This is a genomic window from Kitasatospora sp. NPDC033851, assembly GCF_055576085.1.
On sequence record NZ_JBVIRL010000006.1, the window covers coordinates 111453 to 134213 of the forward strand.

The 22761-nt window shown below is 74.4% G+C and carries 15 protein-coding genes and 1 pseudogene; 5 read left to right on the top strand and 11 right to left on the bottom strand.

Translation table 11 applies throughout. From position 1 onward, the window contains the following. Positions 1–88: 88 nt before the first annotated feature. Both ACZ51D_RS14045 and ACZ51D_RS14050 read left to right on the top strand, forming a co-directional pair. Positions 89–1387, top strand: a complete 1299-nt coding sequence (locus tag ACZ51D_RS14045) for an SWIM zinc finger family protein (RefSeq protein ID WP_465662411.1) — start codon at positions 89–91, stop codon at positions 1385–1387. An 11-nt stretch (positions 1388–1398) separates the two neighbouring features. Beyond that, positions 1399–3009, top strand: a complete 1611-nt coding sequence (locus ACZ51D_RS14050; RefSeq protein WP_465662413.1) for a DUF5691 domain-containing protein — start codon at positions 1399–1401, stop codon at positions 3007–3009. A gap of 152 nt (positions 3010–3161) precedes the next feature. On the opposite strand, the gene ACZ51D_RS14055 is transcribed toward ACZ51D_RS14050, so the two are convergent. Next, the gene (locus ACZ51D_RS14055; RefSeq protein WP_189916109.1) at positions 3162–3566 is read right to left on the bottom strand and encodes a cobalamin B12-binding domain-containing protein; all 405 of its coding nucleotides are present in this window, start codon (positions 3564–3566) and stop codon (positions 3162–3164) included. Positions 3567–3894: 328 nt separating this feature from the next. Here ACZ51D_RS14055 and ACZ51D_RS14060 point away from each other — a divergent pair, with 328 nt between their 5' ends. Then, on the top strand, positions 3895–4695 hold the full coding sequence (locus ACZ51D_RS14060) for a M23 family metallopeptidase (RefSeq protein ID WP_465616238.1): 801 nt from the start codon (positions 3895–3897) through the stop codon (positions 4693–4695). Positions 4696–4697: 2 nt separating this feature from the next. Here the strand turns inward: ACZ51D_RS14060 and pcrA are convergent, their stop codons facing one another. From pcrA to ACZ51D_RS14075, 3 genes are all read right to left on the bottom strand, one after another. Further along, entirely contained in the window at positions 4698–7337 is a 2640-nt protein-coding gene (pcrA, locus tag ACZ51D_RS14065; RefSeq protein ID WP_465616236.1) for a DNA helicase PcrA, read from the bottom strand. An 83-nt stretch (positions 7338–7420) separates the two neighbouring features. Beyond that, positions 7421–8125, bottom strand: a complete 705-nt coding sequence (locus ACZ51D_RS14070) for a LuxR C-terminal-related transcriptional regulator (protein ID WP_465616234.1) — start codon at positions 8123–8125, stop codon at positions 7421–7423. Beyond that, positions 8118–9449, bottom strand: a complete 1332-nt coding sequence (locus tag ACZ51D_RS14075) for an ATP-binding protein (RefSeq protein ID WP_465662521.1) — start codon at positions 9447–9449, stop codon at positions 8118–8120. Before ACZ51D_RS14075 ends, ACZ51D_RS14070 begins: the two co-directional genes overlap by 8 nt. Before the next feature lie 263 nt (positions 9450–9712). Between ACZ51D_RS14075 and ACZ51D_RS14080 the strand changes: the two genes are divergently transcribed. Both ACZ51D_RS14080 and ACZ51D_RS14085 read left to right on the top strand, forming a co-directional pair. Further along, positions 9713–11143, top strand: a complete 1431-nt coding sequence (locus ACZ51D_RS14080; RefSeq protein ID WP_465616232.1) for a PspC domain-containing protein — start codon at positions 9713–9715, stop codon at positions 11141–11143. Continuing rightward, positions 11140–11349: a hypothetical protein gene (locus tag ACZ51D_RS14085; RefSeq protein ID WP_360495131.1), complete on the top strand. Its 210-nt coding sequence runs from the start codon at positions 11140–11142 to the stop codon at positions 11347–11349. The genes ACZ51D_RS14080 and ACZ51D_RS14085 overlap by 4 nt, the downstream gene beginning before the upstream one ends. 59 nt (positions 11350–11408) lie before the next feature. On the opposite strand, the gene ACZ51D_RS14090 is transcribed toward ACZ51D_RS14085, so the two are convergent. From ACZ51D_RS14090 to ACZ51D_RS14120, 7 genes and pseudogenes are all read right to left on the bottom strand, one after another. Beyond that, positions 11409–11852, bottom strand: a complete 444-nt coding sequence (locus ACZ51D_RS14090; protein WP_396288793.1) for a ubiquinol-cytochrome c reductase iron-sulfur subunit — start codon at positions 11850–11852, stop codon at positions 11409–11411. A 48-nt stretch (positions 11853–11900) separates the two neighbouring features. Then, positions 11901–12428: pseudogene (locus ACZ51D_RS14095) on the bottom strand (DoxX family protein); the annotation flags it as partial. A 202-nt stretch (positions 12429–12630) separates the two neighbouring features. Beyond that, a complete protein-coding gene (guaA, locus tag ACZ51D_RS14100) occupies positions 12631–14226 on the bottom strand; it encodes a glutamine-hydrolyzing GMP synthase (protein ID WP_360495125.1) in 1596 nt (531 codons plus the stop codon). Between the two features lie 1013 nt (positions 14227–15239). After that, entirely contained in the window at positions 15240–16877 is a 1638-nt protein-coding gene (locus tag ACZ51D_RS14105) for a proline-rich domain-containing protein (RefSeq protein WP_465662415.1), read from the bottom strand. A 291-nt stretch (positions 16878–17168) separates the two neighbouring features. After that, a complete protein-coding gene (locus tag ACZ51D_RS14110) occupies positions 17169–19004 on the bottom strand; it encodes a GMC oxidoreductase (RefSeq protein WP_465662416.1) in 1836 nt (611 codons plus the stop codon). A gap of 59 nt (positions 19005–19063) precedes the next feature. Then, a complete protein-coding gene (locus ACZ51D_RS14115) occupies positions 19064–20695 on the bottom strand; it encodes a succinic semialdehyde dehydrogenase (protein ID WP_465616223.1) in 1632 nt (543 codons plus the stop codon). Between the two features lie 145 nt (positions 20696–20840). After that, positions 20841–22634 (bottom strand): serine/threonine-protein kinase, encoded by a 1794-nt coding sequence (locus tag ACZ51D_RS14120; RefSeq protein ID WP_465616221.1) that lies wholly within the window; start codon positions 22632–22634, stop codon positions 20841–20843. Between the last annotated feature and the right edge of the window lie 127 nt (positions 22635–22761).

Consider the following 22761-nt stretch of genomic DNA (forward strand, 5'->3'; position numbering starts at 1 on the left):
CCGTCCCACTGACAACGCCCGCCGACCCCGGGAAGGGCGCCGGACGGTCAGTCAGCCACTGTCAGTGCCGCCGCCTACGGTCGGTCGCATGGAGGAACGCTGGAGCACCGAACACGTCCTGTCCCTGGCACCTGACGCCGCATCGCAGAAGGCGGCGGGCAAGCTCTCCTCGCCCGCGTCGTGGTCCGGCACGGGCGCCGACGGCACCGCGGTCTGGGGCGAGTGCAAGGGCAGCGGCCGCACGCCGTACCGCACCGTGATCGAACTCGTCACGCCCGCCTACAACTGCACCTGCCCCAGCCGGAAGTTCCCGTGCAAGCACGCGCTCGGACTCCTCCTGCTGTGGAGCGGCTCCCCGGAGGCCGTCCCGGCCGCCGAGCCCGCCGACTGGGCGGCCGACTGGCTCCGGGCCCGCCAGGAGCGCGCCGAGAAACGCGCGGCGGCGCCGGTCGACCCGGAGGCCGCCCGCCGCCGGGCCGAGAAGCGCGGCGCCCGGGTCGCGGCCGGCGCGGCCGAGCTGCGGCTGCGCCTGGCCGACCGGATCCGACACGGCCTGGCCGACCAGTCCGCCGCCGGCCCCTGGGAGGAGGTCGCCGCCCGCATGGTCGACGCGCAGGCCCCCGGCCTGGCCGCCCGGGTCCGCGAACTCGACGCCCTGCCGCAGGAGCGGCGGCTGGAGGAGTACGCGATGCTCCACCTGCTCGCCACCGCCGCCACCCGGCTCGACGAGCTGCCCGCCGAGCTGGCCGCGAGCGTCCGCGCCCGGGTCGGCTACACCCTGGACGCCGCCGAGGTGCTGGCCGGCCCCACCGTCCGCGACCGCTGGCTGGTGCTCGGCAGCCGGGACACGTCCGACGAGCGGCTCACCACCCGCCGGGTCTGGCTGCGCGGCGCCAAGACCGGCCGCCCGGCCCTGCTGCTGGCCTTCGGCCGCCCCGGCCAGGCCCCCGACCTCGCCCTGCCCACCGGCCACCTGCTGGAGGCCGAACTCGCCTACCACCCCGGCGCCCGCCCGCTGCGCGCCGTCCTCGGCACCCGCTACGGCGCCCCCGAGGCGGGCCCGGCCGACCCGCCCGCCGGGCTGACCGTCGCCGAGGCGGTGGCCGGGTACGGCACCGCCGTCGCCGACGACCCGTGGCTGGACACCTGGCCGACCGTCCTCACCGACGTCGTCCCGGTCCGCACCCCGGACGGCTGGTACCTGACGGACGGCCACCACACCGTGCCCGTCCGCGCCTCGGCCGTCCCGGAGGCGGCGCTGTGGCGCCTGGCCGCGGTCTCCACCGGCCGCCCGCTGACGGTCTTCGGCGAGTACGGCCACCAGGGCTTCGCCCCGGTCACGGCCTGGCCCGCCGGGCACCGACCGGTCGGCCTCACCAATTCCTAGGAGCACCGAGAATGACGATCACCCAGGACCCGTGGGAGACCCTGCACACCAGCGCACTGCTCGGCACCGACCGCCGCCCGCTCCCGGCCACCGCCCTGCCGCTCGCCGACGCCGTGGACCGGACCGACCCGGCCACCGCCCTGCTGGAGCTGGCCGCCCTCGCCACCGTCCGCCGCCGGGCGGGCGCGCTGCCCGTACCGGCCGCCGAGCCGCCCGGCCCGCCCGCGCCCGAGGACACCCGGCCGGAGCTGCCCGAGCCGGCCGCCCGCCGGCTGGCGGTCCTGCTGGCCGGCCGCACCGGCGGCAGCGGCGGCACCGCCGGCGGCACCCTGGCCAACCTGGCCGAGCTGCTGCCGCAGTGGCTCGCCACCGCCCGCGCCCGGGGCCTGCGGCCGCCCGCCGCGCTGATACCCGGCCTGCTCGACGCCGCCCGCGCTCGCGGCGAACTGCGTTCCGACGCCGTCGCACTGGCCGGCCCGCTGGGCCGCTGGCTGGCCGAGCGGAACCCCGACTGGCGGTTCGTGCTGCGCACCACCACCCAGGAGCCGGCCCGGCAGCAGGACGACCCCGCCGACCACCAGCTGTGGCACGAGGGCCTGTTCGCCGAGCGCGTCACCCACCTCACGCTGCTGCGCCGCCGGGACCCGGCCGCCGGCCTGGAGCTGCTGCGGAGCACCTGGTCCACCGAGCGGGCCGAGGACCGCCTGCTCTTCCTGGACTCCCTCCAGGACGGCCTCTCCCCCGACGACGAGCCGTTCCTGGAGGCCGCCCTCGGCGACCGCAGCAAGAACGTCCGCGCGACCGCCGCCGAACTGCTCTCCACCCTGCCCGGCTCCGCCCTGGCGCGTCGGATGGGCGAGCGCGCGCGGACCGCCGTACGCCTCGCCGGGAGCGGCACGCACCTGCTGGTCACCCCGCCCGCCGAGTGCGACGCGCAGATGCAGCGCGACGGCATCGCGCCCAAGTCCCCCACCGGGCGCGGCGAACGGGCCTGGTGGTTCGGCGAGCTGGTGGCCGCGGCCCCGCTCTCGGTCTGGCCGGAGAGCACCGGCCTGACGCCCGAACAGCTGCTCGCCCTGCGGGTCGGCGACAGCATCGACGAGACCAGCAGCAGTTGGGCCGACGACCTGCGGGAGGCCTGGGCGCGCGCCGCCGTCCGCCAGCACGACGCCGGCTGGGCCCGGGCACTGCTCGGCCCGGCCCCGGTGCCGCCCACCCGCGGCGCCGGCCGGGCCCGTGCCCCGCGTGCCACCGGCGCCCCGGCCAAGCTGCTGGCCGTCCTGCCGCCCGAGGAGCGGGCCGCCTGGACGGCCGCGTTCATCGAGGTGCACGGGCTGGGCGAGGCCTTCCAGCTGCTCGGCGCCTGCGCCACCCCGTGGACGCCGCCGCTGTCCACCGCCGTGGTGAGCGCCCTGGCCCGGGCCGCCGCCTCCGGCGCGTACCCGTGGAGCCACAGCGGGGTGCTCGGGATGACGGAGCGCGCGCTCGCGCCCGAGACGGCCGGCGCGGTGGAGGAGCTGGCCGCCGGGGCCGCCCCGGACTCCGCCTGGGCCGAGACCTTCGCCCGGCTGGCCGGCACCCTGCGCTTCCGGGCCGCGATGCTCGCGGAGCTGGCGGGCTGACGCCGGGCGGGCAGTCCGAACGGGCCTCCGGCCGGGCAGTCCGGACGAGCGGTCCGGCGGGCCGGGTGACGAAGCGGCCCCGGGAACGGCAGGGCGGGCCGGCCCCGAGGGACCGGCCCGCCCGTCCTGCCGACGATCAGCTCACCCGAGGATCAGCTCGCCCGCAGGTTGGCCTCGACCCAGGCGACCACGTCCCGGGTGGGCGTGCCCGGGGTGAAGATGTCCGCGACGCCCATCGCCTTGAGCTCGGCGATGTCCTCGTCCGGGATGATCCCCCCGCAGAAGACCTTGATGTCCGCCGCGTCGCGCTCCTTCAGCAACTCCAGCACCCGCGCGCACAGCGTCATGTGGGCACCGGAGAGGATCGACAGCCCGATGCCGTCCGCGTCCTCCTGGATCGCGGTGTCGACGACCTGCTCGGGCGTCTGGTGCAGCCCGGTGTAGATGACCTCCATACCGGCGTCGCGCAGGGCACGCGCAATGACCTTGGCGCCACGGTCGTGACCGTCGAGCCCCGGCTTGGCGACCACCACACGGATCGGCCCCGACACACTCATCACTGCCTCCTGGACATCGTTGTCCACCACCCCACCGGGCTTCGTGGGCCACGGGCGCGGTTAACGGTCAATAACCAACCTGAGGGGAGGTTAGCGCCACCCGGCCCGCTTGACCGCGCCCCCTCCCAAGAGGAGGGCAAAGTCACAGCTCCAAGCCTTGCTACCAGCGGGTATACCCATCCTTCCGCCGACCTCCCCACAGACCCCCCGAGCGCCCCCTTGACAACCGGAGGTTTTTCCGGAGCGTCGGCCTTCCGGCTACAGTCACGGCTGTTCGACCTCGACCGACGACGTCCGTGACCGAGGCCCACCGAGGAGGCAGCCCCCGATGGCTCCCGAAGCAGCCGCCCGTCCGACCCGTGCGCAGCTGCGCCTCGCCGCCCGCGAGCAGTCCCGCGCCGAGCGCCGCGGTGCCGCCAAGGCGGCCACCCGGACGGCGCTGCTGCGGGTCGCGCTCCCGTCGATGGCCGCGCTCGGGGTCGCCGGCGCGGCGGCCGTCACGGTGGTGCAGGAGCAGGACGGGCGGGTGCCGTCGCAGGCCTCGGCGGCCGACGCCCCGGACAACACCGCCGCCCGGACCGCGGCGCGGCAGGCCCTCGCGACCGGCGACCAGGCCCAGGCCTCGCGCGGCGACGCCCGCCGACCGCTGGCCGGCACCCAGCCCACCGACGCCCGGCCGAGCGACCCCCCGACCGCGCAGCCCGCCGCCGAGCCGGCCCCGGAACCGGTCAAACCCAAGGTGGTCATGCCGGTCGCGCAGCACGGCCTCGGCGAGCTGTTCGGCGAGGCGGGCACCCACTGGGCCAACCGCCACACCGGCATCGACTTCCCGGTCGACGGCGGCAGCCAGGTCATGGCCGTCGCCGACGGCACGATCCGCACCCAGTGGAACCCGTTCTACGGCTACATGTCGGTCCTCAAGATGTCCGACGGCACCGAGGCCTGGTACTGCCACCTGCGCGGCTACAAGATCCGCAAGGGGCCGGTGAAGCAGGGCGACGTCATCGCCTTCGTCGGCAGCAGCGGCAACAGCACCGGGCCGCACCTGCACTTCGAGATCCGGCCGGCCGGCAGCGGGCCGATCGACCCGCTGCCGTGGTTCCTGGCCAACGGCCTGGACCCCCGCTAGCGCTACAGCTTCTCGACGGGCGCGTAGCGCAGCAGCAGCTGCTTGCGCCCCTGCGTGCCGAAGTCGACGGTGGCCTGCGCCCGGTCGCCCACGCCCGTCACGGCCACCACCGTGCCCAGCCCGAAGCTGTCGTGGGTGACCCGGTCGCCGACGGCCAGCGAGACGCCGTCGCGCTCCACCACCTTGCCGCCGCGCCGCGCGGACTGCCCCCAGCCCGCCTTCGGCGAGGCCGAGGCCGAGAACGACGACGAGGACGAGGACCCCGAGGACGAACGCGAACTGCCGCCCCCGGACGAGGACTTGCCCCAGGACGAGCCCGAGGAGTAGCCGCGCTGGGCCGGCGCCTGCACCGCCCCGGTGCGCTTCCACTCCACCAGCGTCTCCGGGATCTCCTCCAGGAACCGCGAGGCCGGGTTGTACGCCGGCTGCCCCCAGGCGCTGCGCAGCACCGAGCGGGTCAGGTACAGCCGCTCGCGCGCCCGGGTCAGCCCGACGTACGCGAGTCGGCGCTCCTCCTCCAGCTCCTTGACCTGGTTGAGCGCCCGCATGTGCGGGAAGATCCCGTCCTCCATGCCGGTCAGGAAGACCACCGGGAACTCCAGGCCCTTGGCGGTGTGCAGGGTCATCATCGTGATGACGCCGCGCCCCTCCTCGTCCTCGTCCGGGATCTGGTCGGAGTCGGCGACCAGCGCGACCCGCTCCAGGAAGTCGGCCAGCGAGCCGACCGGCGGCGCGCCGTCCTCCTCGGCGTCCGGCCGCTCGCCCGGGTCCTGCTCGTACTCGAGGGCGACGGAGGCGAGTTCCTGCAGGTTCTCCACCCGGGTCTCGTCCTGCGGGTCGGTGGAGGACTGGAGCTCGGCCAGGTAGCCGGTCTCCTCCAGGACGGCCTCCAGCACCGCCGCCGGACCCGCGCCCGACTCGACGACCTGGCGCAGCCCGGCCATCAGGGTGTTGAACTTCTTGACGGCGTTGGCCGAGCGCGCGGCCATCCCGTACGCCTCGTCCACCCGCGCCAGCGCCTGGGCGAAGGAGATCCGCTCCCGCGCGGCCAGCGCGTCGATCATCGCCTCGGCCCGGTCGCCGATGCCGCGCTTGGGCACGTTGAGGATCCGGCGCAGCGGCACGGTGTCCTCCGGGTTGGAGAGCACCCGCAGGTAGGCCAGGACGTCCCGGACCTCCTTGCGCTCGTAGAAGCGCACCCCGCCGACCACCTTGTACGGCAGGCCGACCCGGATGAACACCTCCTCGAAGACCCGGGACTGGGCGTTGGTCCGGTAGAAGATCGCGACGTCGCCGGGCTTGGCCTCGCCCTTGTCGGTGAGCCGGTCGATCTCGTCGGCGATGAACTGGGCCTCGCCGTGCTCGTCGTCCGCGACGTAGCCGATGACCTTCTCGCCGTGGTCGCCGGCCGTCCAGAGCTTCTTCTCACGGCGGTTGGCGTTGCGTTCGATGACGGCGTTGGCGGCGCTCAGGATGGTCTGCGTGGAGCGGTAGTTCTGCTCCAGCAGGATCGTGGTCGCGTTCGGGTAGTCCTCCTCGAACTGGAGGATGTTGCGGATGGTCGCGCCGCGGAAGGCGTAGATCGACTGGTCCGCGTCACCGACGACGCACAGCTCGGCCGGCGGCACCTCGGCGAGGTGCGCGGCGGCCGGGTTCACGAAGTCCCCGTCCGCGGTGCGCTTCGGCGCGGCCGTGACGGATCCGCCGCTCAGCTCCCGGACCAGCATGTACTGGGCGTGGTTGGTGTCCTGGTACTCGTCGACCAGGATGTGCCGGAACCGGCGCCGGTAGTGCTCGGCGACGTCGGGGAAGGCCTGCAGCAGGTTCACCGTCGTCATGATGATGTCGTCGAAGTCCAGCGCGTTGGCCTCGCGCAGCCGCCGCTGGTACAGCGCGTACGCCTCGGCGAGCTTCTTCTCCATCGGGTTGGCGGCCTGGTCGGCGAAGGTCTCCTCGTCGATCAGCTCGTTCTTGAGGTTGCTGACCTTCGCCGTGAAGGACTTCGGCGGGAACTGCTTCGGGTCCAGGTCGAGGTCGCGGCAGACCAGCGACATCAGCCGCTGCGAGTCGGCCGAGTCGTAGATCGAGAAGCTGGAGGTGAACCCCAGCTGCTTGGACTCGCGGCGCAGGATCCGCACACAGGCGCTGTGGAAGGTGGACACCCACATCGCCCGGGCGCGCGGGCCGACCAGTGCCTCGACGCGCTCGCGCATCTCGCCGGCGGCCTTGTTGGTGAAGGTGATCGCCAGGATCTCCCCCGGCTGCACCCCGCGGGCGCCCAGCAGGTAGGCGATCCGGTGGGTCAGCACCCGGGTCTTGCCCGAACCGGCGCCGGCCACGATCAGCAGCGGCGACCCCGCGTGCAGCACGGCCTCGCGCTGCGGGTCGTTCATCCCCTCCAGCAGCTGCGCCGGGTCGATCACCGTACGGGCGGCGCCGTTGCGGTACCAGGCGTCCCGCTCCGCGTCGGCGGAGTGGTCGGTCCGGAACAGCCCGTCCGGGATCGCCTCCTCGTACGCGTCGTACGGAACGTCGTCCTCGTACGGCGGGGGCTCCTCGTCGATGGGCGCGTCGGGCTGCTTCGACCCGGCGGCAAGTGCCTCGAAACCGGGGAGCGGAAGGTCGTCAAAGAGGCTACTCATGGCACTCCGAGTCTATGGCCACCCACCGACAAGCCCGCCCGGCCCGGAGGAACCGGACCGGGCGGGCTCGACGCCGGGGGTGATCAGACCAGGCGGCGGGCGGTGGCCCAGCGGGTCAGCTCGTGGCGGTTGCTCAGCTGGAGCTTGCGCAGGACGGCGGAGACGTGGCTCTCGACGGTCTTCACCGAGATGAAGAGCTGCTTGGCGATCTCCTTGTAGGCGTAGCCGCGGGCGATCAGGCGCAGGACCTCGCGCTCGCGCTGGGTGAGGCGGTCCAGGTCCTCGTCGACCGGCGGGGTGTCGGTGGCGGCGAAGGCGTCCAGGACGAAGCCGGCCAGTCGGGGCGAGAACACGGCGTCGCCGTCGGCGATCCGGAAGATCGCGTTCACCAGGTCGGTGCCGGTGATGGTCTTGGTGACGTAGCCGCGCGCGCCGCCGCGGATGACGCCGATGACGTCCTCGGCGGCGTCCGACACCGACAGCGCCAGGAACTTCACCCCGCCCTGCTCGCCCATCACGCCGACCGAGCGGCGCAGCACCTCGACGCCGCCGCCGCCGGGCAGGTGGACGTCGAGCAGGACCACGTCGGGCCTGGTCTCGGCGACCACGCGGACCGCCGAGTCCACGTCGTCGGCCTCGCCGACCACGTCGATGCCGGTCACGTCGGTGCGGCCGATCTCGGCCCGGACCCCCGTCCGGAACATCCGGTGGTCGTCCACCAGGACGACCCGCGCGGTACGCCCGGAGCCTTCGGCCGCGGGGACCCCCATCGGCGCTGCCTCAGTCATTCGTTCTCTCCATCTCCAGCTCGACCTCGGTACCGCCGCCCGCCGCCGGCCGCACCCGAGCGGTGCCGCCGTTGCGCTTCATCCGGCCGATGATCGACTCCCGTACGCCCATCCGGTCCTCGGGCACCGTGTCGGGGTCGAAGCCGGGGCCGTGGTCGCGGACGAACACCGACACCGTCCTCCCCTCCACCTCGGCGTAGACCTGGACCGGTCCCCCGCCACCGTACTTGGCCGCGTTGACGGTCGCCTCCCTCGCGGCCTGCATCTGTGCCGCGATCCTCTCGTCCATCGGGCAGTCACCGACGATGACCAGCTCGACCGGGACGCCGTGCCGGTCCTCGACCTCGGCGACGGCGGCGCGCAGGCTCTCCGCCATGGTGTCCGGGGTGGCCTCGGCGGCGGCCTCCGGGCGGTACAGCCACAGCCGCAGCTCGCGCTCCTGCGAGCGGGCCAGCCGCAGCACCTCCTTGGGGTCCTCGGCCCGGCGCTGGATCAGGGTCAGGGTGTGCAGCACGGAGTCGTGGATGTGCGCGGCGATCTCGGCCCGCTCCTGGGCGCGGATGCGAGCGGTGCGCTCGGCGCCGAGGTCCTGCCACAGCCGCAGGCCGTACGGGCCGAGCAGCACCAGCACCCCGGCGAGCACCGCGAGCGAGGCCTCGATGACCGAGCCGAGCGCGGAACCGCTGCCCTGCATGGCGAGCAGCGCGATGGTGCCGGCCACCGTGAGCAGCACGCCCGCGCCGACCCGGGTGTAGGCGCCGCGCCGCTTCTCGCCCTCCTCGATGCCGAACCAGCGCTGCCAGCGCGAGTCGTCGGCCTGCCGCCAGACCAGCGCGACGCCGACGCCGATCGCCAGCAGCGGCCAGGTGTACGGCTTGGCGGTCTGCCAGCCGAGCACGTTGAGCAGGGCGATCAGGCCGATCACGACCATGACCAGGGCGGCGAGCTGGGCGAGGCCGCCCTGTCCGCTCTTGCCGGTCGGCGCCGCGGCTTCGCCCTCCGCGAGCGGCGCCACCGGCTCGCCCTGCAGGGTGTGCTGGAGCAGTTGACGCAGCCGCCCGAGCCAGCCGCCGGCGGGGCCCTTGCTCAGCAGGCCGCTCTGCAGCCCGGGCGCGGCCGGCACGAACACGCCGTTGAGGTACACCCATTGGGCGCCGCCGCGCTGCGAGGGCTCGCCGATGCCGATCGGCACCACGAACCAGAACGCGGCGTACAGCAGCGCGCCGATCCCCTGCGCGAAGAACAGCAGGACGAAGGCGAGCCGCACCCAGCGCACCGGCAGCCCGAGGTGCACCGCCAGACCGTGCGCGACGCCGCCGAGCATGCGGCCCTGCGGGCTGCGGTAGAGCCGGCGGTACGGCGGCTTCCCGCCGTCGGACGCGTTGGACTCGGCGCCGGCCGACGGCACGGCGTCGGAGGCGATGGTTCGGGGGTCGGTACCGGGGGCTGCCACGCCACCGATGGTTCCACGCGCGGCCCCGCGGGCGCATCAGGGTGTGTCCCTAGCCCGTATCAGGGACAAGTCAGGGTACGGGCAGGGGCGCTCCCGGTTGGGCCGGACCCGTACCTGCCGGAAGGATGGTGTCCATGACCGAGGACCCCCGCATCGAGGAGGCCGGGCCCGCCGCCCCGCCGGAGCCGGAACGCCCGCCGCTGACCAGGGCCGAGCACCGCCGTGTGGTCGCAGGCGTCTGCGGCGGCCTCGGCCGGCACCTGGACATCGACCCGGTGGTCTTCCGGGTGGTCACCGTGGTGCTCTGCCTCTCCGGCGGGCTCGGGCTGTTCCTGTACGGCCTGGCCTGGCTGATCGTCCCGACCGACGACCCGTCCAAGGGCCGCGGCGGGCGCACCGAGCTCCAGCGGGTGCTCACCGGACGGGTGGACGGCCAGTCGGTCGGCGCGGTGCTGCTGACCGTGATCGGCACCGGGGTGTTCTTCTCCTCGATGGGCGACGGCGACCAGATGTTCCCGCTGCTCCTGCTCGCAGGCCTGGTCTTCCTGGCGGTGCGCTACGACCCGGACCGCCGCCGCGGCCGGGGGCGTGGCCGCCGGCACGGGGGTCCGTACGACCGCCACTTGCCCGGGTCCGAGTCCGAGGGCCACCTCTGGCCGCAGTCGGCGCCGGACGAGGCTGCCCGCGCCCGGCACGCCGCCGACCGGGCCGCCGGAACGGTCCCCGCCGACAGTCCCGCCCCGGGCGCGAGCGGGTACCTGTGGGACCCGCGCCACCCCGAGCGCAACCCGTACGGCGCCACCTCCGCGACCGCGACCCCGCCGTTCGGCACCCCGGTGCCGCCGGTCGGCGGCCCGGCCCAGCCCTGGTGGCAGCGCGCCGACCTGCCCGAGGGCGACCCGCTGCGCAAGGAGCACCCGAAGCGCCGCTCCGAGCCCGCCGTCGTACGGCACCCCCGGGAGCGCTCGGCGCTCGGCTTCTTCGGCTTCCTGCTGGCGATCGGCGCGGCCGCCGCGGTCTGGTCCGCCTCGTCGAACCACCACAACCCCACCGTGCTGAGCGCGACGGCGCTGGCCGCCGCGCTGCTGGTGGTCGGCCTGACCCTGCTGGTCGGCGCGAAGTTCGGCCGGGCCCGCAAGCTGGCGGCGACCGGCCTGCTGCTCACCCTGGCGCTGGCCTTCGTCGGCCACTCGCCGGACTCGATGAGGAACGCCGTCGGCGATCGCGACTGGACGGTCACCGCGGCGTCCGACCTTCACGACCGGTACAACCTGGGGGCGGGCAACCTCCGGCTGGACCTGTCCGGGCTCGCCCCGGCCGGCGGCACCCTCGCCACCAAGGTCGACCTCGGCGCCGGCGACATGACCGTCACCGTGCCGGCCGACGTGACGGTGAACGTGACCGCCCGGGTCGGCCTCGGCGACGTCACCGTCCCCGGCGACCGCAGCAACAGCACCGGACGGCACAGCTATCTGATCGACCCGGCCGACGGCCAGGCCTCCAAGGGCACGCTCAACCTCGAACTCGGCATCGGGCTCGGCAACATCAAGGTGGTCCAGCAGTGAGGAAGCACCGGCTCGACCTGTTCTCGCTGATCGCGGGCGCACTGTTCACCGTGCTCGCCGTGCTCTACCTGGTCGCCGCGCTCAACGACCAGTCGGTGAACGGGCGGATCGTCATCCCGGTCACCTTCATCGTGCTCGGCGTCGGCGGCCTGGCCGGCGCGGTCGCGGCGGTGGCCCGGCGCGGCCGCCCCGGCCGCGAGGAGTAATCCGCCCCGAGTCGCCGCCCCCGGACTCCCGCTCCCGAGCGAGCCCCCGGCCCTGGGCCTCAGCTCTGCTGCGGGCCCAGGGTCAGCTTGTCCCCGTCCTTGGTGACGGTGTACTTCGGCAGCGGCTTGACCGCCGGCCCGTTCACCACCGCGCCGGTCGCGGCGTCGAACCGGGAGCCGTGGCAGGGGCAGTAGAGCCGGCCGTTCTTCGGGGCGTCCACGGCGCAGCCGGAGTGGGTGCACACCGAGGAGAGGCCGCAGTACTGGCCCGCCGTGGGCTGCACGATGTAGACGGCGTCCCCGGTGGCCGGGTCCTTGACCTGGGCCGAGCCGCCGACCGGCACGCTCGCGGCGGACACCGTGGGGGCGGGCCCCGGGGCGGCGGAGACCGGGGCCGCCGACTGCTTGGGCGCGGCGCCCTTGTCCCGGCCGAAGGTGCGGGTCAGCGAGCCGGTGAGCAGCCCGGCCCCGCCGATCGCGACGGCCGCGATCCCGCCGTCCACCAGTGCCCGGCGCCTGGCGTGGTCCTCGCCCAGCCCCCGCGCGCGGTCCCGGCCGGCCCGGCGGGCGAGGTAGCCGTCCACCGACAGGTACGGGGTGCCGGCCAGCACCAGCGGGGTCCAGGCCATCAGGTAGGCGAGGTCGTTGCCGAGGTAGTACGGCGAGACGCTCCAGCTGACGGTCAGCCAGAGGCTGAGGTTGAGGAGCGCGCCGCCGAGCGCGGCGGCCCGGCCCCAGAGGCCGAACAGGGTGCCGAGGCCGACCGCCAGCTCGCCGAAGGCGATGGCGAGCGCGAACAGGGTCGGGTGGTCGAGGGCGGGGCCGAGCAGGAACGAGATCGGGCTGCCGCCGGCCTTGGCCGCCTGGGTCTGGGAGACGAAGGAGGCCGGGTCTCCCGCCCCGGCCAGGTAGTGCGCGTCGGAGAGCTTGTCGAGGGCGGCGTACCCGAAGGTGACGCCGAGGAAGAGCCGCAGCGGGAGCAGTGCGTACCTGGACCCGAGGGCCCGCCGCTGCGCCGCCCGGTCGGCCCGGTCGGCCGCTCCCCCGCCGGCCGGCACCGAGTTGCTGGCCTCCGACATCCCGCACACCTTCCCTCTCGGCCTGTCACTCCCTGACAGGTCCGGTCCGCATTCTGCCCGCTCCTGACCGCTTTCGGTGGGAGGTCCCACCCGGGGAACGGCGCCCGCACCGCGAACGGCCGCGCCGCCGTTCCCTTCCATACGGGAACGACGGCGCGACCGTTCAGGCTCCGGTCGTCGGTCTAACGGCCGGCGGGAGTGGTCACTCCCACTCGATGGTGCCCGGCGGCTTGCTGGTGACGTCGACGACGACGCGGTTCACGTCGCGGACCTCGTTGGTGATCCGGGTGGAGATCCGGGCCAGCACGTCGTACGGCAGGCGCGACCAGTCCGCGGTCATGGCGTCCTCGGACGAGACCGGACGCAGCACGATCGGGTGGCCGTAGGTGCGGCCGTCGCCCTGCACGCCCACGCTGCGCACGTCGGCGAGCAGCACGACCGGGCACTGCCAGATCTCGCGGTCCAGACCGGCCGCGGTCAGCTCCTCGCGGGCGATCGCATCGGCGTCGCGGAGCAGGTCCAGGCGCTCCTCGGTGACCTCGCCGACGATCCGGATGCCCAGGCCCGGGCCCGGGAACGGCTGACGCTGGACGATCTCCTCCGGCAGGCCCAGCTCCTGGCCGACCATCCGGACCTCGTCCTTGAACAGCTTGCGCAGCGGCTCGACCAGCTGGAACTGCAGGTCCTCGGGCAGGCCGCCGACGTTGTGGTGGGACTTGATGTTGGCGGTGCCGGTGCCGCCGCCGGACTCCACGACGTCCGGGTACAGGGTGCCCTGGACCAGGAAGTCGACCGACTCGCCCTGCTCGCCGGCCTCGGCGATGATCTCGGCCTGGGCCTGCTCGAAGACCCGGATGAACTCCCGGCCGATGATCTTGCGCTTCTCCTCGGGGTCGGTGACCCCCTTCAGCGCGCTCAGGAAGCGCTCGGCGGCGTCGACGACCTTCAGCTGCACGCCGGTGGCGGCCACGAAGTCCTTCTCGACCTGCTCGGTCTCGCCCTTGCGCATCAGGCCGTGGTCGACGTAGACGCAGGTCAGCCGGTCGCCGATGGCCTTGTTGACCAGGGCGGCCGCGACCGCGGAGTCCACGCCGCCGGACAGGCCGCAGATCGCGCGCTTGGTGCCGACCTGCTCGCGGATCAGGGCGATCTGCTCCTCGACCACGCTGCCGGTGGTCCAGGTCGGAGCGATGCCGGCGCCGCGGTAGAGGAAGTGCTCCAGGATCTGCTGACCGTGGTCGGAGTGCAGCACCTCGGGGTGGTACTGGACGCCGTACAGGCGGGCCGCGTCGTTCTCGAAGGCCGCGACCGGGACCACGTCGGTGGAGGCGGAGACGATGAAGCCCTCCGGCGCGGCCGAGCAGGCGTCGCCGTGCGACATCCACACCGAGTGCTGCGCGGGGACACCCTCGAACAGGGTCGAGCCGGAGCGGGAGACGGTCAGCGGGGTGCGGCCGTACTCGCGGGCACCGGTGTTGTCGACGGTGCCGCCGAGGGTCACGGCCATCAGCTGGAAGCCGTAGCACATGCCGAAGACCGGGACACCGGCCTCGAAGATCGCGCGGTCGATCTGCGGCGCGCCCTCTTCGTAGACCGACGACGGGCCGCCGGAGAGGATGATCGCCTTGGGGTTCTTGGCGAGCATCTCGGCGACCGGCATGCTGCTCGGCACGATCTCGCTGTAGACCCGCGCCTCACGCACCCGACGGGCGATGAGCTGGGCGTACTGGGCACCGAAGTCGACCACCAGGACGGTGTCGTTGTCCGGCGCGGACTGGACGGGAATTGCAGAGGACACAGACGGCCTTCCGGCAGCGGTATCGAGGTGTCACGCGGAGCCGCCTCCCCCTGCGGGGCTGCGGTGGCGACGGGCGTGGGGTGTCTGGCTCCGATTCTACCGGGCTGTCCGGTTTCACTCGTCTGCCCATCCAAAGGACCGTGACCGGACGGGGCCGCGATTCGTTGCTTCAGACGACCGCACGGCCGCGCCGCGTCCGCCAGACGCGCCGACCGACCCCCGCGGGGGCATCGCCGTACGGCTGCAGGACCACGCGTGGAGCTTCACCCCAGTCCACCGGCGCATGTGGCGCCGCCGCCCGGCTCCGCCGGGAGCGCGGCTCCGTGGGACCGTGCGCGGGTGCCGCGGTCGGCGAGCAGGGGACAGCGAACCCGGCCGCGACTGGGCCGAGAGGTGGGACGGCCGGAGTCCGGGGACGCCCGGGACCGGCCGTCGCACCCCCGGCCCGATCCGGGGCACACCCGGCGCACGCCCCCGGCCGTCCCGCGCCGCTACGCGCGTCCCCGTGCGCCGCATCCTCCCAACCACTACGCACCGTGATCATCGGCGGTCGCCCTGGCAGCAAATGGACAGGGTCGAACTGTGCCGAATCGGTTGCAGAGCGAGCCCCTCGTCCAGCACGATGCTCGTTGTAAGCGGTTCTCCCGGCGACCTGACGGCTCACCGAGAGGGCCCGCCGACGACGTTCCGCAGCCGCCGCACAGCCAGGCGACAGCGGTTTTCACTTCACGCTCCGTGAGCGAGGGACCGGCGCAGACCTGCGCGCCACCTGCCGCTCCACGAGCGCGCGCGCCCCAGACCGCCGGCCACCCGCGCCGGAGCCGCGAGGGCGCGACCCCAGGCCAACCGACACGACGGCGCTCCTCCCCCGGCGCCGTCACCCCAGCACCGGCGCGGCCCTGACGCCGAGTGCTGAACGACAAAGGGCCCCGCTCCCCCGCGGGGCCCTTTGCCCGTTCCGGACGCCTCCGCCCCCGGTCCGGCCGCCCTGTGCCGTCCGGACCCTTCGGACCTCAGGGGTGCTCGCGCCAGACGCTCGGGTCCACCGACTCCTCGCCCCGGGCCTGCGGCGCGTCGGCGGGGACCGGAGTCCCGGCCGCGGGGGTGGGCGGCGCCTCGTGCGAGCCCAGCACCTCGCTCACCCCGGCCCCGGGGGCGGTCGGCCCGTCCTGCGGCACGGCGGCCTGCGCGGGGACACCGGGCGGCGGACCGCTCTGCACGGGAGCTCCCTGCGCCGGACCACCCTGCGCGGGGACGCCGTGCGGCGGCGTCGGCCCGTACGGCACCTCCGGCGGCACGGGCGCGGGCGCGTACGGATGCGGATGCGGATGCGGAGCAGCGCCCTGCGGCGCGCCCCCGCCGCGGACCGCCGCCAGCAGCGGCGGCACCAGCAGCGCGCCGGCCACCGCCCAGGCCGCGTTGGCCGCCAGGACGGTGAGGAAGGTCAGCCCGACCGAGTTCTCCTGGGACACCGCCGTGTCGGTGGCCCGGCTCCAGCCCGCCACGGACGAGGTCCGGGTCATCATCGCCCCGGCCACCGCCATCAGCGCGGTGAGCGCCGTGGCGTGCACCGCCGCCAGGCGCAGCCGGTCGGCCGCGTCCAGCTGTCGCCGGTACGCCGTCCAGCCGAGCAGGCCCGCCGCGGCGAGCGCCAGCAGGCCGGCCCAGCGCCAGTCGGCGGTCACCTGGTCGCGCAGGTCGAAGAAGGAGAGGTCCAGGTCCTCGCTGCGGTCGCCCCAGGACGTCTTGCCGCCGGTCATGCCGCTGTGCGCCTGGAAGGTCGCGCCCGAGCCGAAGCCGAGCAGGGTGAGGCCGAGGTTGGGCAGGAAGGCCAGCGACAGCCCGGTCTGCCCGCCGCTCGTGCTGTTCGCCGCGACCAGGACGAAGGCCGCCGTCGCGGACAGGGCCACCGACAGCGCCATCGCCTGGCCGGCGGTCAGCGCGGCCACCGCCCAGCCCCGCACCGACCGGCTACGCCAGGCGGCCCAGCGCAGCGCGTCGGTGCCGTAGACGGTGAAGGCCAGCAGTCCGGCCAGCACCACGGTCCAGCCGACCGCCTCCGGCCAGCCGGCGCCCGCGGTGATCACCGGCCGGGCCAGGTCCTGGCCGCTGGTACCGGTGTAGTCCGGGATGTCGTAGGTGTCCTGCGGCTGCCAGGTCGTACCGCCGACCGCCCAGAGCACCGTCGTCACCCCGGCGAGGACCAGGGCGGTGCGCAGCGCCTCACCGGCGGCCTGGACCCGGGTCAGCTGGCCCTCCACCGCCTTGCGCCGCCGCAGCCCGGCCCGCAGGCCGAACCAGAGCGCCAGGCACCACAGGGCGGTGACGGTCATCGGCGCCACCCGGAAGACGATGTCCATCCGTTCGGCGTGGCCCCGGCTCAGCGGGCTCTGGTACCCGAGCTTGAACGGCGCGCCGAGCGCGTTCAGCGCCATCGACAGTGTCGCGCCGAAGCGGTCGCCGAAGTCGGGCGACCGGAACCGGTACTCGTACTGGTAGTCGCCCGGGATGGCCGCGATCAGCGCGGCCATCAGCAGCACGACGGTCGGCGCGACGGCCGCCCTGAACGCCGGGCGCCAGTCGGGCCCGGTCAGCAGACGGCGGACAGGAGGCGGCTGGGTGTACGGCGTCCCGGCGCCCCACGTGCCCACCGCGGGCGGGGCAGGCGGGGCAGGCAGAGGCGGGGCCCCCGCAGGCGGGGCCGGCAGGGGCGGGGCCGCGGCGGGCGGGGGCGGGGGCGGAGGCGCGAGCGGCCGCCCGCACGAGCCGCACGCCGACGCCCCCTCCACCGAAGTCGCGCCGCACGATGCGCAGTTGGCCATGGACCGGTTCCCCCCGCTCGACGAGTCCCTGGGTTGCCCCAAGGAGCCCGTTTATCCCATCGGACCCGAACGGATGTCAACCGGGAACAGGGGCAGGCGGATTGGGGGGTCGGACCGGCTTCAGCCGCGCTTCTCGGGAACCTCCGGGACGGGCAGCAGCGGCAGTCGCAGCGCGCCGAACGCGCTCTCCGGCACGGCCGGCCGCACCGGCGCCACCGGGGTGACCCGCCGGTACGCCTGGTCCTGCGCCGGGCGCCGGTCCGTCTCGCCCTTGTTCGGCCACATCGACAGGGCGCGCTCGGCCTGCGCGGTGATGGTGAGCGAGGGGTTGACGCCGAGGTTGGCGGAGACGGCCGCGCCGTCCACCACGCTGATCCCCGGGTATCCGTACAGCCGGTGGTACGGGTCGACCACGCCGGTCTCGGGGGCGTCGCCGATCGGGCAGCCGCCGAGGAAGTGCGCGGTCATCGGGATGTCGAAGATCTCGCCGACGGTGCTGCCCGCGAAGCCGTTGATCTCGTCGGCCAGCGCCTGGGCGCCCTTTTCAGCGGCGGGGATCCAGGTCGGGTTGGGCTCGCCGTGGCCCTGGCCGGAGGTGAGCCGGGGCTTGCCGAGCGGGCCCTTCTTCAGCGAGACGGTGATCGAGTTGTCCAGCGACTGCATCACCAGGCCGATGATCGTCTTCTCGGACCAGCCGCGCTGGTTCATCGAGCGGGCGAAGGTCACCGGGTGGCGCACCGAGTTGCCCAGGTAGCGCAGCCAGCGCGGGACCGCTCCGCCACCCTTGACCTGGGCGATCGACAGCGCGCCCATCGCGTTGGAGCCCTTGCCGTAGCGGACCGGCTCGATGTGGGTGTTGGCGTCCGGGTGGATCGAGGAGGTGATCGCGACGCCCTTGGTGAAGTCCGCCTTGGTGCCGTAGCGCCGGTCGGTGGTCTGCGCGCCCACCAGGGCCTCGGAGTTGGTGCGGGTCAGCTCGCCGAGCCGGGCGGAGATCCGGGGCAGGTGCCCGGCGTCGCGCATCCGGTGCAGCAGCGACTGGGTGCCGTAGGTGCCGGCCGCGACGACCACCCGGGCGGCGGTGATGGTCCGCGCGCCCGCCTTCACCCGGTCCGTCTTCGAGCGCGAGTCGGTGCGGCGCACGTCCACGGCGAAACCGTGGTTCCCGTCGGCACCGGGGAGCTCGCGGATCCGGGCCACCGTGGTGAGCGGGTGGATCTCCGCGCCGCCCCGCTCCGCCAGGTAGAGGTAGTTCTCGGTGAGCATGTTCTTGGCGCCGTGCCGGCAGCCGGTCATGCACTCGCCGCACTCCACGCAGGCCTTGCGGGCCGGGCCGGCGCCACCGAAGTACGGGTCGGCGACCTCGTCGCCGGGCGCCGCCTTGGCCGTGCCGTCGGTGTCCTTGCCGTCGCCGAAGAACACCCCGACCGGTGCCATGTGGAAGGTGTCGCCGACGCCCATCCGCTCGGCGGCCGCCTTGAGGTGGACGTCGGAGGGGGTGACGGTCGGGTTGAGCCGGACCCCGAGCATCCGCTGCGCCTGGTCGTAGAACGGCGCCAACTCCTCCTGCCAGTCGGTGATGTGGCGCCACTGGCGGTCCTCGAAGAAGGCCTTCGGCGGCACGTACAGGGTGTTGGCGTAGTTCAGCGAGCCGCCGCCGACCCCGGCGCCGGCCAGGATCAGCACGTTGGCGAGCAGGTGGATCCGCTGGATGCCGTACAGCCCGAGCTGCGGAGCCCACAGGTAGTTCGGCAGGTCCCAGGAGTTCCTGGGCAGTTCGTCCCGGTCGAAGCGCCGTCCGGCCTCCAGGACGGCGACCCGGTAGCCCTTCTCGGTCAGCCGCAGCGCCGCGACCGATCCGCCGAAGCCGGATCCGACCACGACCACGTCGTAGTCGAACTCCGTCGCACCGCCGGACTCCACCATCTGCCACCGCTCCTTCGCCGGGATGAACATGCCTGTGGGAACCACGAGTCGGGCCCCGCACGACCGCGGGGCCCGGCTGTCGCGGGGGCCTACCTGAAGCGCAGCGCCTTGAGCGCGCGCAGCCCGCCGGTCATCACGGCGGCGAACTGCTTGTCGTCCAGGCCGAACGAGGGCGCGATCGGCATCAACCGCTGGGTCGCGATGGTCTGCGCCTCGGTGAAGCGCAGGATGCCCTCGGCGCCGTGCCGGCGGCCCAGCCCGGAGTCGCCCATGCCGCCCATCGGGGAGGCGACCGAGCCGTACGCGGCCGCGTAGGCCTCGTTGACGTTGACCGTCCCGGTGCGCAGCCGGGCCGCGACCGTCCGGCCGCGCCGCCGGTCCCTGGTCCAGACGCTGGAGTTCAGGCCGTACGGCGTGGAGTTGGCGGCGGCCACCGCCTCGTCCTCGGTGTCGAAGCGGTAGACGGAGACGACCGGGCCGAAGGTCTCCTCGGCACAGACCGCCAGGTCCGGGGTGACGCCGTCGAGGATGGTCGGCTCGAAGAAGAACGGGCCGAGGTCCGGCCGGGCGCGGCCGCCGGCCACCACGGTGACGCCCGCCTTGACCGCCTCCTCCACGTGCCGGGTGGTGGTCTCCAGCTGGCGGACGGAGACCAGCGAGCCCATGTCCGCGCCGTACGCGAGGCCGCCGCCGAGGCGCAGCGCCCGGGTGCGGGCGGCGAAGCGCTCCAGGAACTCGTCGGCCACCGAGCGGTGCACCAGCAGCCGCTCGATCGAGATGCACAGCTGCCCGGCGGAGGAGAAGCAGGCCCGTACGGCGCCCGCGGCGGCGGCGTCGAGGTCGGCGTCGGAGAGCACCAGCATGGCGTTCTTGCCGCCGAGTTCGAGCGAGGCGCCGACCAGCCGGGCGGCGGCGCGCTGGGCCACGTCGCGGCCGGTGCGGGTGGAGCCGGTGAAGGAGACGTAGTCGGCGTGCTCCACCACGGCGGGGCCGATCACCGGCCCGTCGCCGATCACGACCTGCCACAGGTCGCCCGGCAGCCCGGCCTCGACCAGCAGCTCGCGGGCCCACAGCGCGGTCAGCGCGGTCTGCGTGTCGGGCTTGTTGACCACGGCGTTGCCGGCCACGAAGGCGGGCAGGGCGTCGCCGATGGACAGCTCCAGCGGGTAGTTCCAGGGCGAGATGTGGCCGATCACGCCCTTGGGGCGGCGGGCCTCGACCGCGTGGGTGAGCACCGGCAGCGCGCCACCGTGCCGCTTGTCCTTGAGGTACGTGTGCGCGGCGCGCCCGTAGTGCCGGGCGGCCATGGCGACGGCCAGCACCTCCTCGAAGGCGTGCAGTCGGGCCTTGCCGGTCTCCGCCTGGATCAGGTCCAGCACCTCGTCCTGCCGCTTGAGCAGCAGGTCGTGGAAGCGCAGCAGGACGGCGGCGCGGCGACGCACCGGCAGCGCGGCCCAGGCCGACTGGGCGCGGCGGGCCAGCTGGAAGGCGACCTCGACGTCGGCCGGGGTGGACTGAGGCAGGCCGGCCAGCCGCTCGCCGGTCAGCGGGGCGACGGTGTCCACCAGGTCGGGCTCGCCGGCGGCGGTGACGCCGGCGGCCAGCCGGTCGACCAGGGAGCGCGGGACGGCCGCTGCGACGGTCCGGCCGCCGCCGGGGGCCGCCGGGTTGCCGGCGCCGGGGTGTTCGGTGGCCACTGCATCTGCTGTGAGGTCCGACATACGGCGCAGCCTAGGCCTTCGGGGGCCGGTCCGGTACCCGTCGGTAACAAGAATCTGCCGCAGTCGGGCGAAAGCGGACGCTCCGGCCGTCGAAGCGTTCCGGCCGTCGAAGCGTTCCGACGTGGGCGCCGTGGGCGCCGTCGGCTCAGCGGGTCGGCGCGAAGTAGTGGAGCACCGCGTTGAAGCGCTGCTCGGCCTCGTTCCACTCGTTGCCCCGCTCCGGGCTGGACGAGTAGATCGCGTAGCTGGTGCCGTCGTCGTCGATGAACTCGGCCTCGATCGCCCGCCGCCGGCCGCCGCCCTGGGCGGCGTAGCTGAACTCCCAGACGGCCGCCTCGTGGCCGTTGACCGCGACGCTGGTCATCTTGTGCTGCTTGTAGTCCTTCAGGGACTTGGAGACGGAGCTCTCCATCTGCCGCATGTGCTCCAGCGGCTTGACCGACTGCCCGACGGTGACGGCGAACTGCAGGTAGTGCGTCTTGTTGTCGGGGCTGTAGTAGATCTGGTTGTCGGACGCGGCGGTGCGCTGCCAGGCCGGGGTGCCCGAGGGCAGCGGGAAGCGGAAGCCGGCCGGGTCGTCGACCCAGTGGTAGCCGTCGGGCGCCGCGCTCGGGGGGCTGGCGTCGCTGCTGGGCCCCGGTCCGGTCGACTCGACCGGACCGGTCGGCGTCGGGTCGTCGGAGCCGTCGCCCACCACGTGCTGGGTGGCGAGGAAGGTCCCCGCGGCCGCCAGCAGGCCGACGGCCACCGCGATGGCGACGATCTTCGCGGTGCTGCGGCGCTTGGCCGGGCCGCGCGCGGGCGTGACGGAGTGCGGTACCGGCGCGACGGGCGCGGTGTGCGCCTGCCCGGCGGCCACCCCGCCCCCGGAGGTGTCCTGGACGGCGGGGGCCACGACGCCGGAGGCCGCGACGGCAGCGACTGGGGCGGCTGCGGCGGGGTCACCGGCGGACGCCCGCGGCTCGGTCGGCCCCTCGGAGCCCTCGGTGCTCCCGTCCGGGGCCTCCGCGGCCTCCGCCCGGTGCTCTCTGCGGTCCACCACCGGTACCGACTGGGTGGGCAGCCGCACCGGCGCGACGGCCTTGAAGCCCATCGTGTGCCCGGCCTGCACCTCGGCCAGCATCCGGGCCACCTCGTCCGCGGTCGGCCGGTCAGCCGGGTCCTTGGCCATCAGCGCGGCCAGTACCGGCCCCAGCGGCCCGGCGCGGCGCGACTCCGGCAGCGGCTCGTCGACCACCGCGGCCAGCGTGCTGATCGGCGAGTCCCGGCGGAACGGCGACTGGCCCTCGACCGCCGCGTACAGCGTGGCCCCGAGGCCCCACAGGTCGGAGGCCGGGCCGGGCCGCTCGCCCTGGGCGCGCTCCGGCGCCAGGTAGTCCGGCGAGCCGACCAGGTCGCCCGGCCGGGTCAGCTCGGTCGAGCCCTCGTACTTCGCGATGCCGAAGTCCAGCAGCACCACCCGCCCGGTGCCGCGCTCCAGCAGCACGTTGGCCGGCTTCACGTCCCGGTGCAGCACGCCCAGCTGATGGCCGCGGTGCAGGGCGGCGAGCACCTGGCTGCCGACCTCGGCGGCGGCGCGCGGCTGCAGGGTGCCGTCCTGGCTGATCACGTCGGCCAGCGAGCGGCCGTCGACCAGCTCCATCACGATCCACGGCCGGCCGTCCTGCTCCAGCACGTCGTGCACGGTGATCACACCGGGGTGCTTGATCCGCGCGGCCGCGCTGGCCTCGCGCTTCATCCGGGTGTGCAGGATCTGCAGGTCCTCCTCGGGCAGGTGGTTGACGGTCAGCTCCTTGACCGCGACCTCCCGGTCGAGCATCCGGTCCCAGGCCCGCCAGACGGTGCCCATGCCGCCCCGGCCGAGCCGCTCGCCGAGCTCGTACCGCCCGGCCAGCAACCGCTCCGCCTCGGCCGCCTCCGGCCGGTCCTGCACGCCCATCCGCGACCGCTCCCCCACACATTCCGCCTGCCGTCACCGCGACGGATGGCCTGGTGCAGACCACTGTTCGAACAAATCCCACGCACACATTAGGCGTACGGTGCCGCCCTCGGTAATCACGCCCACC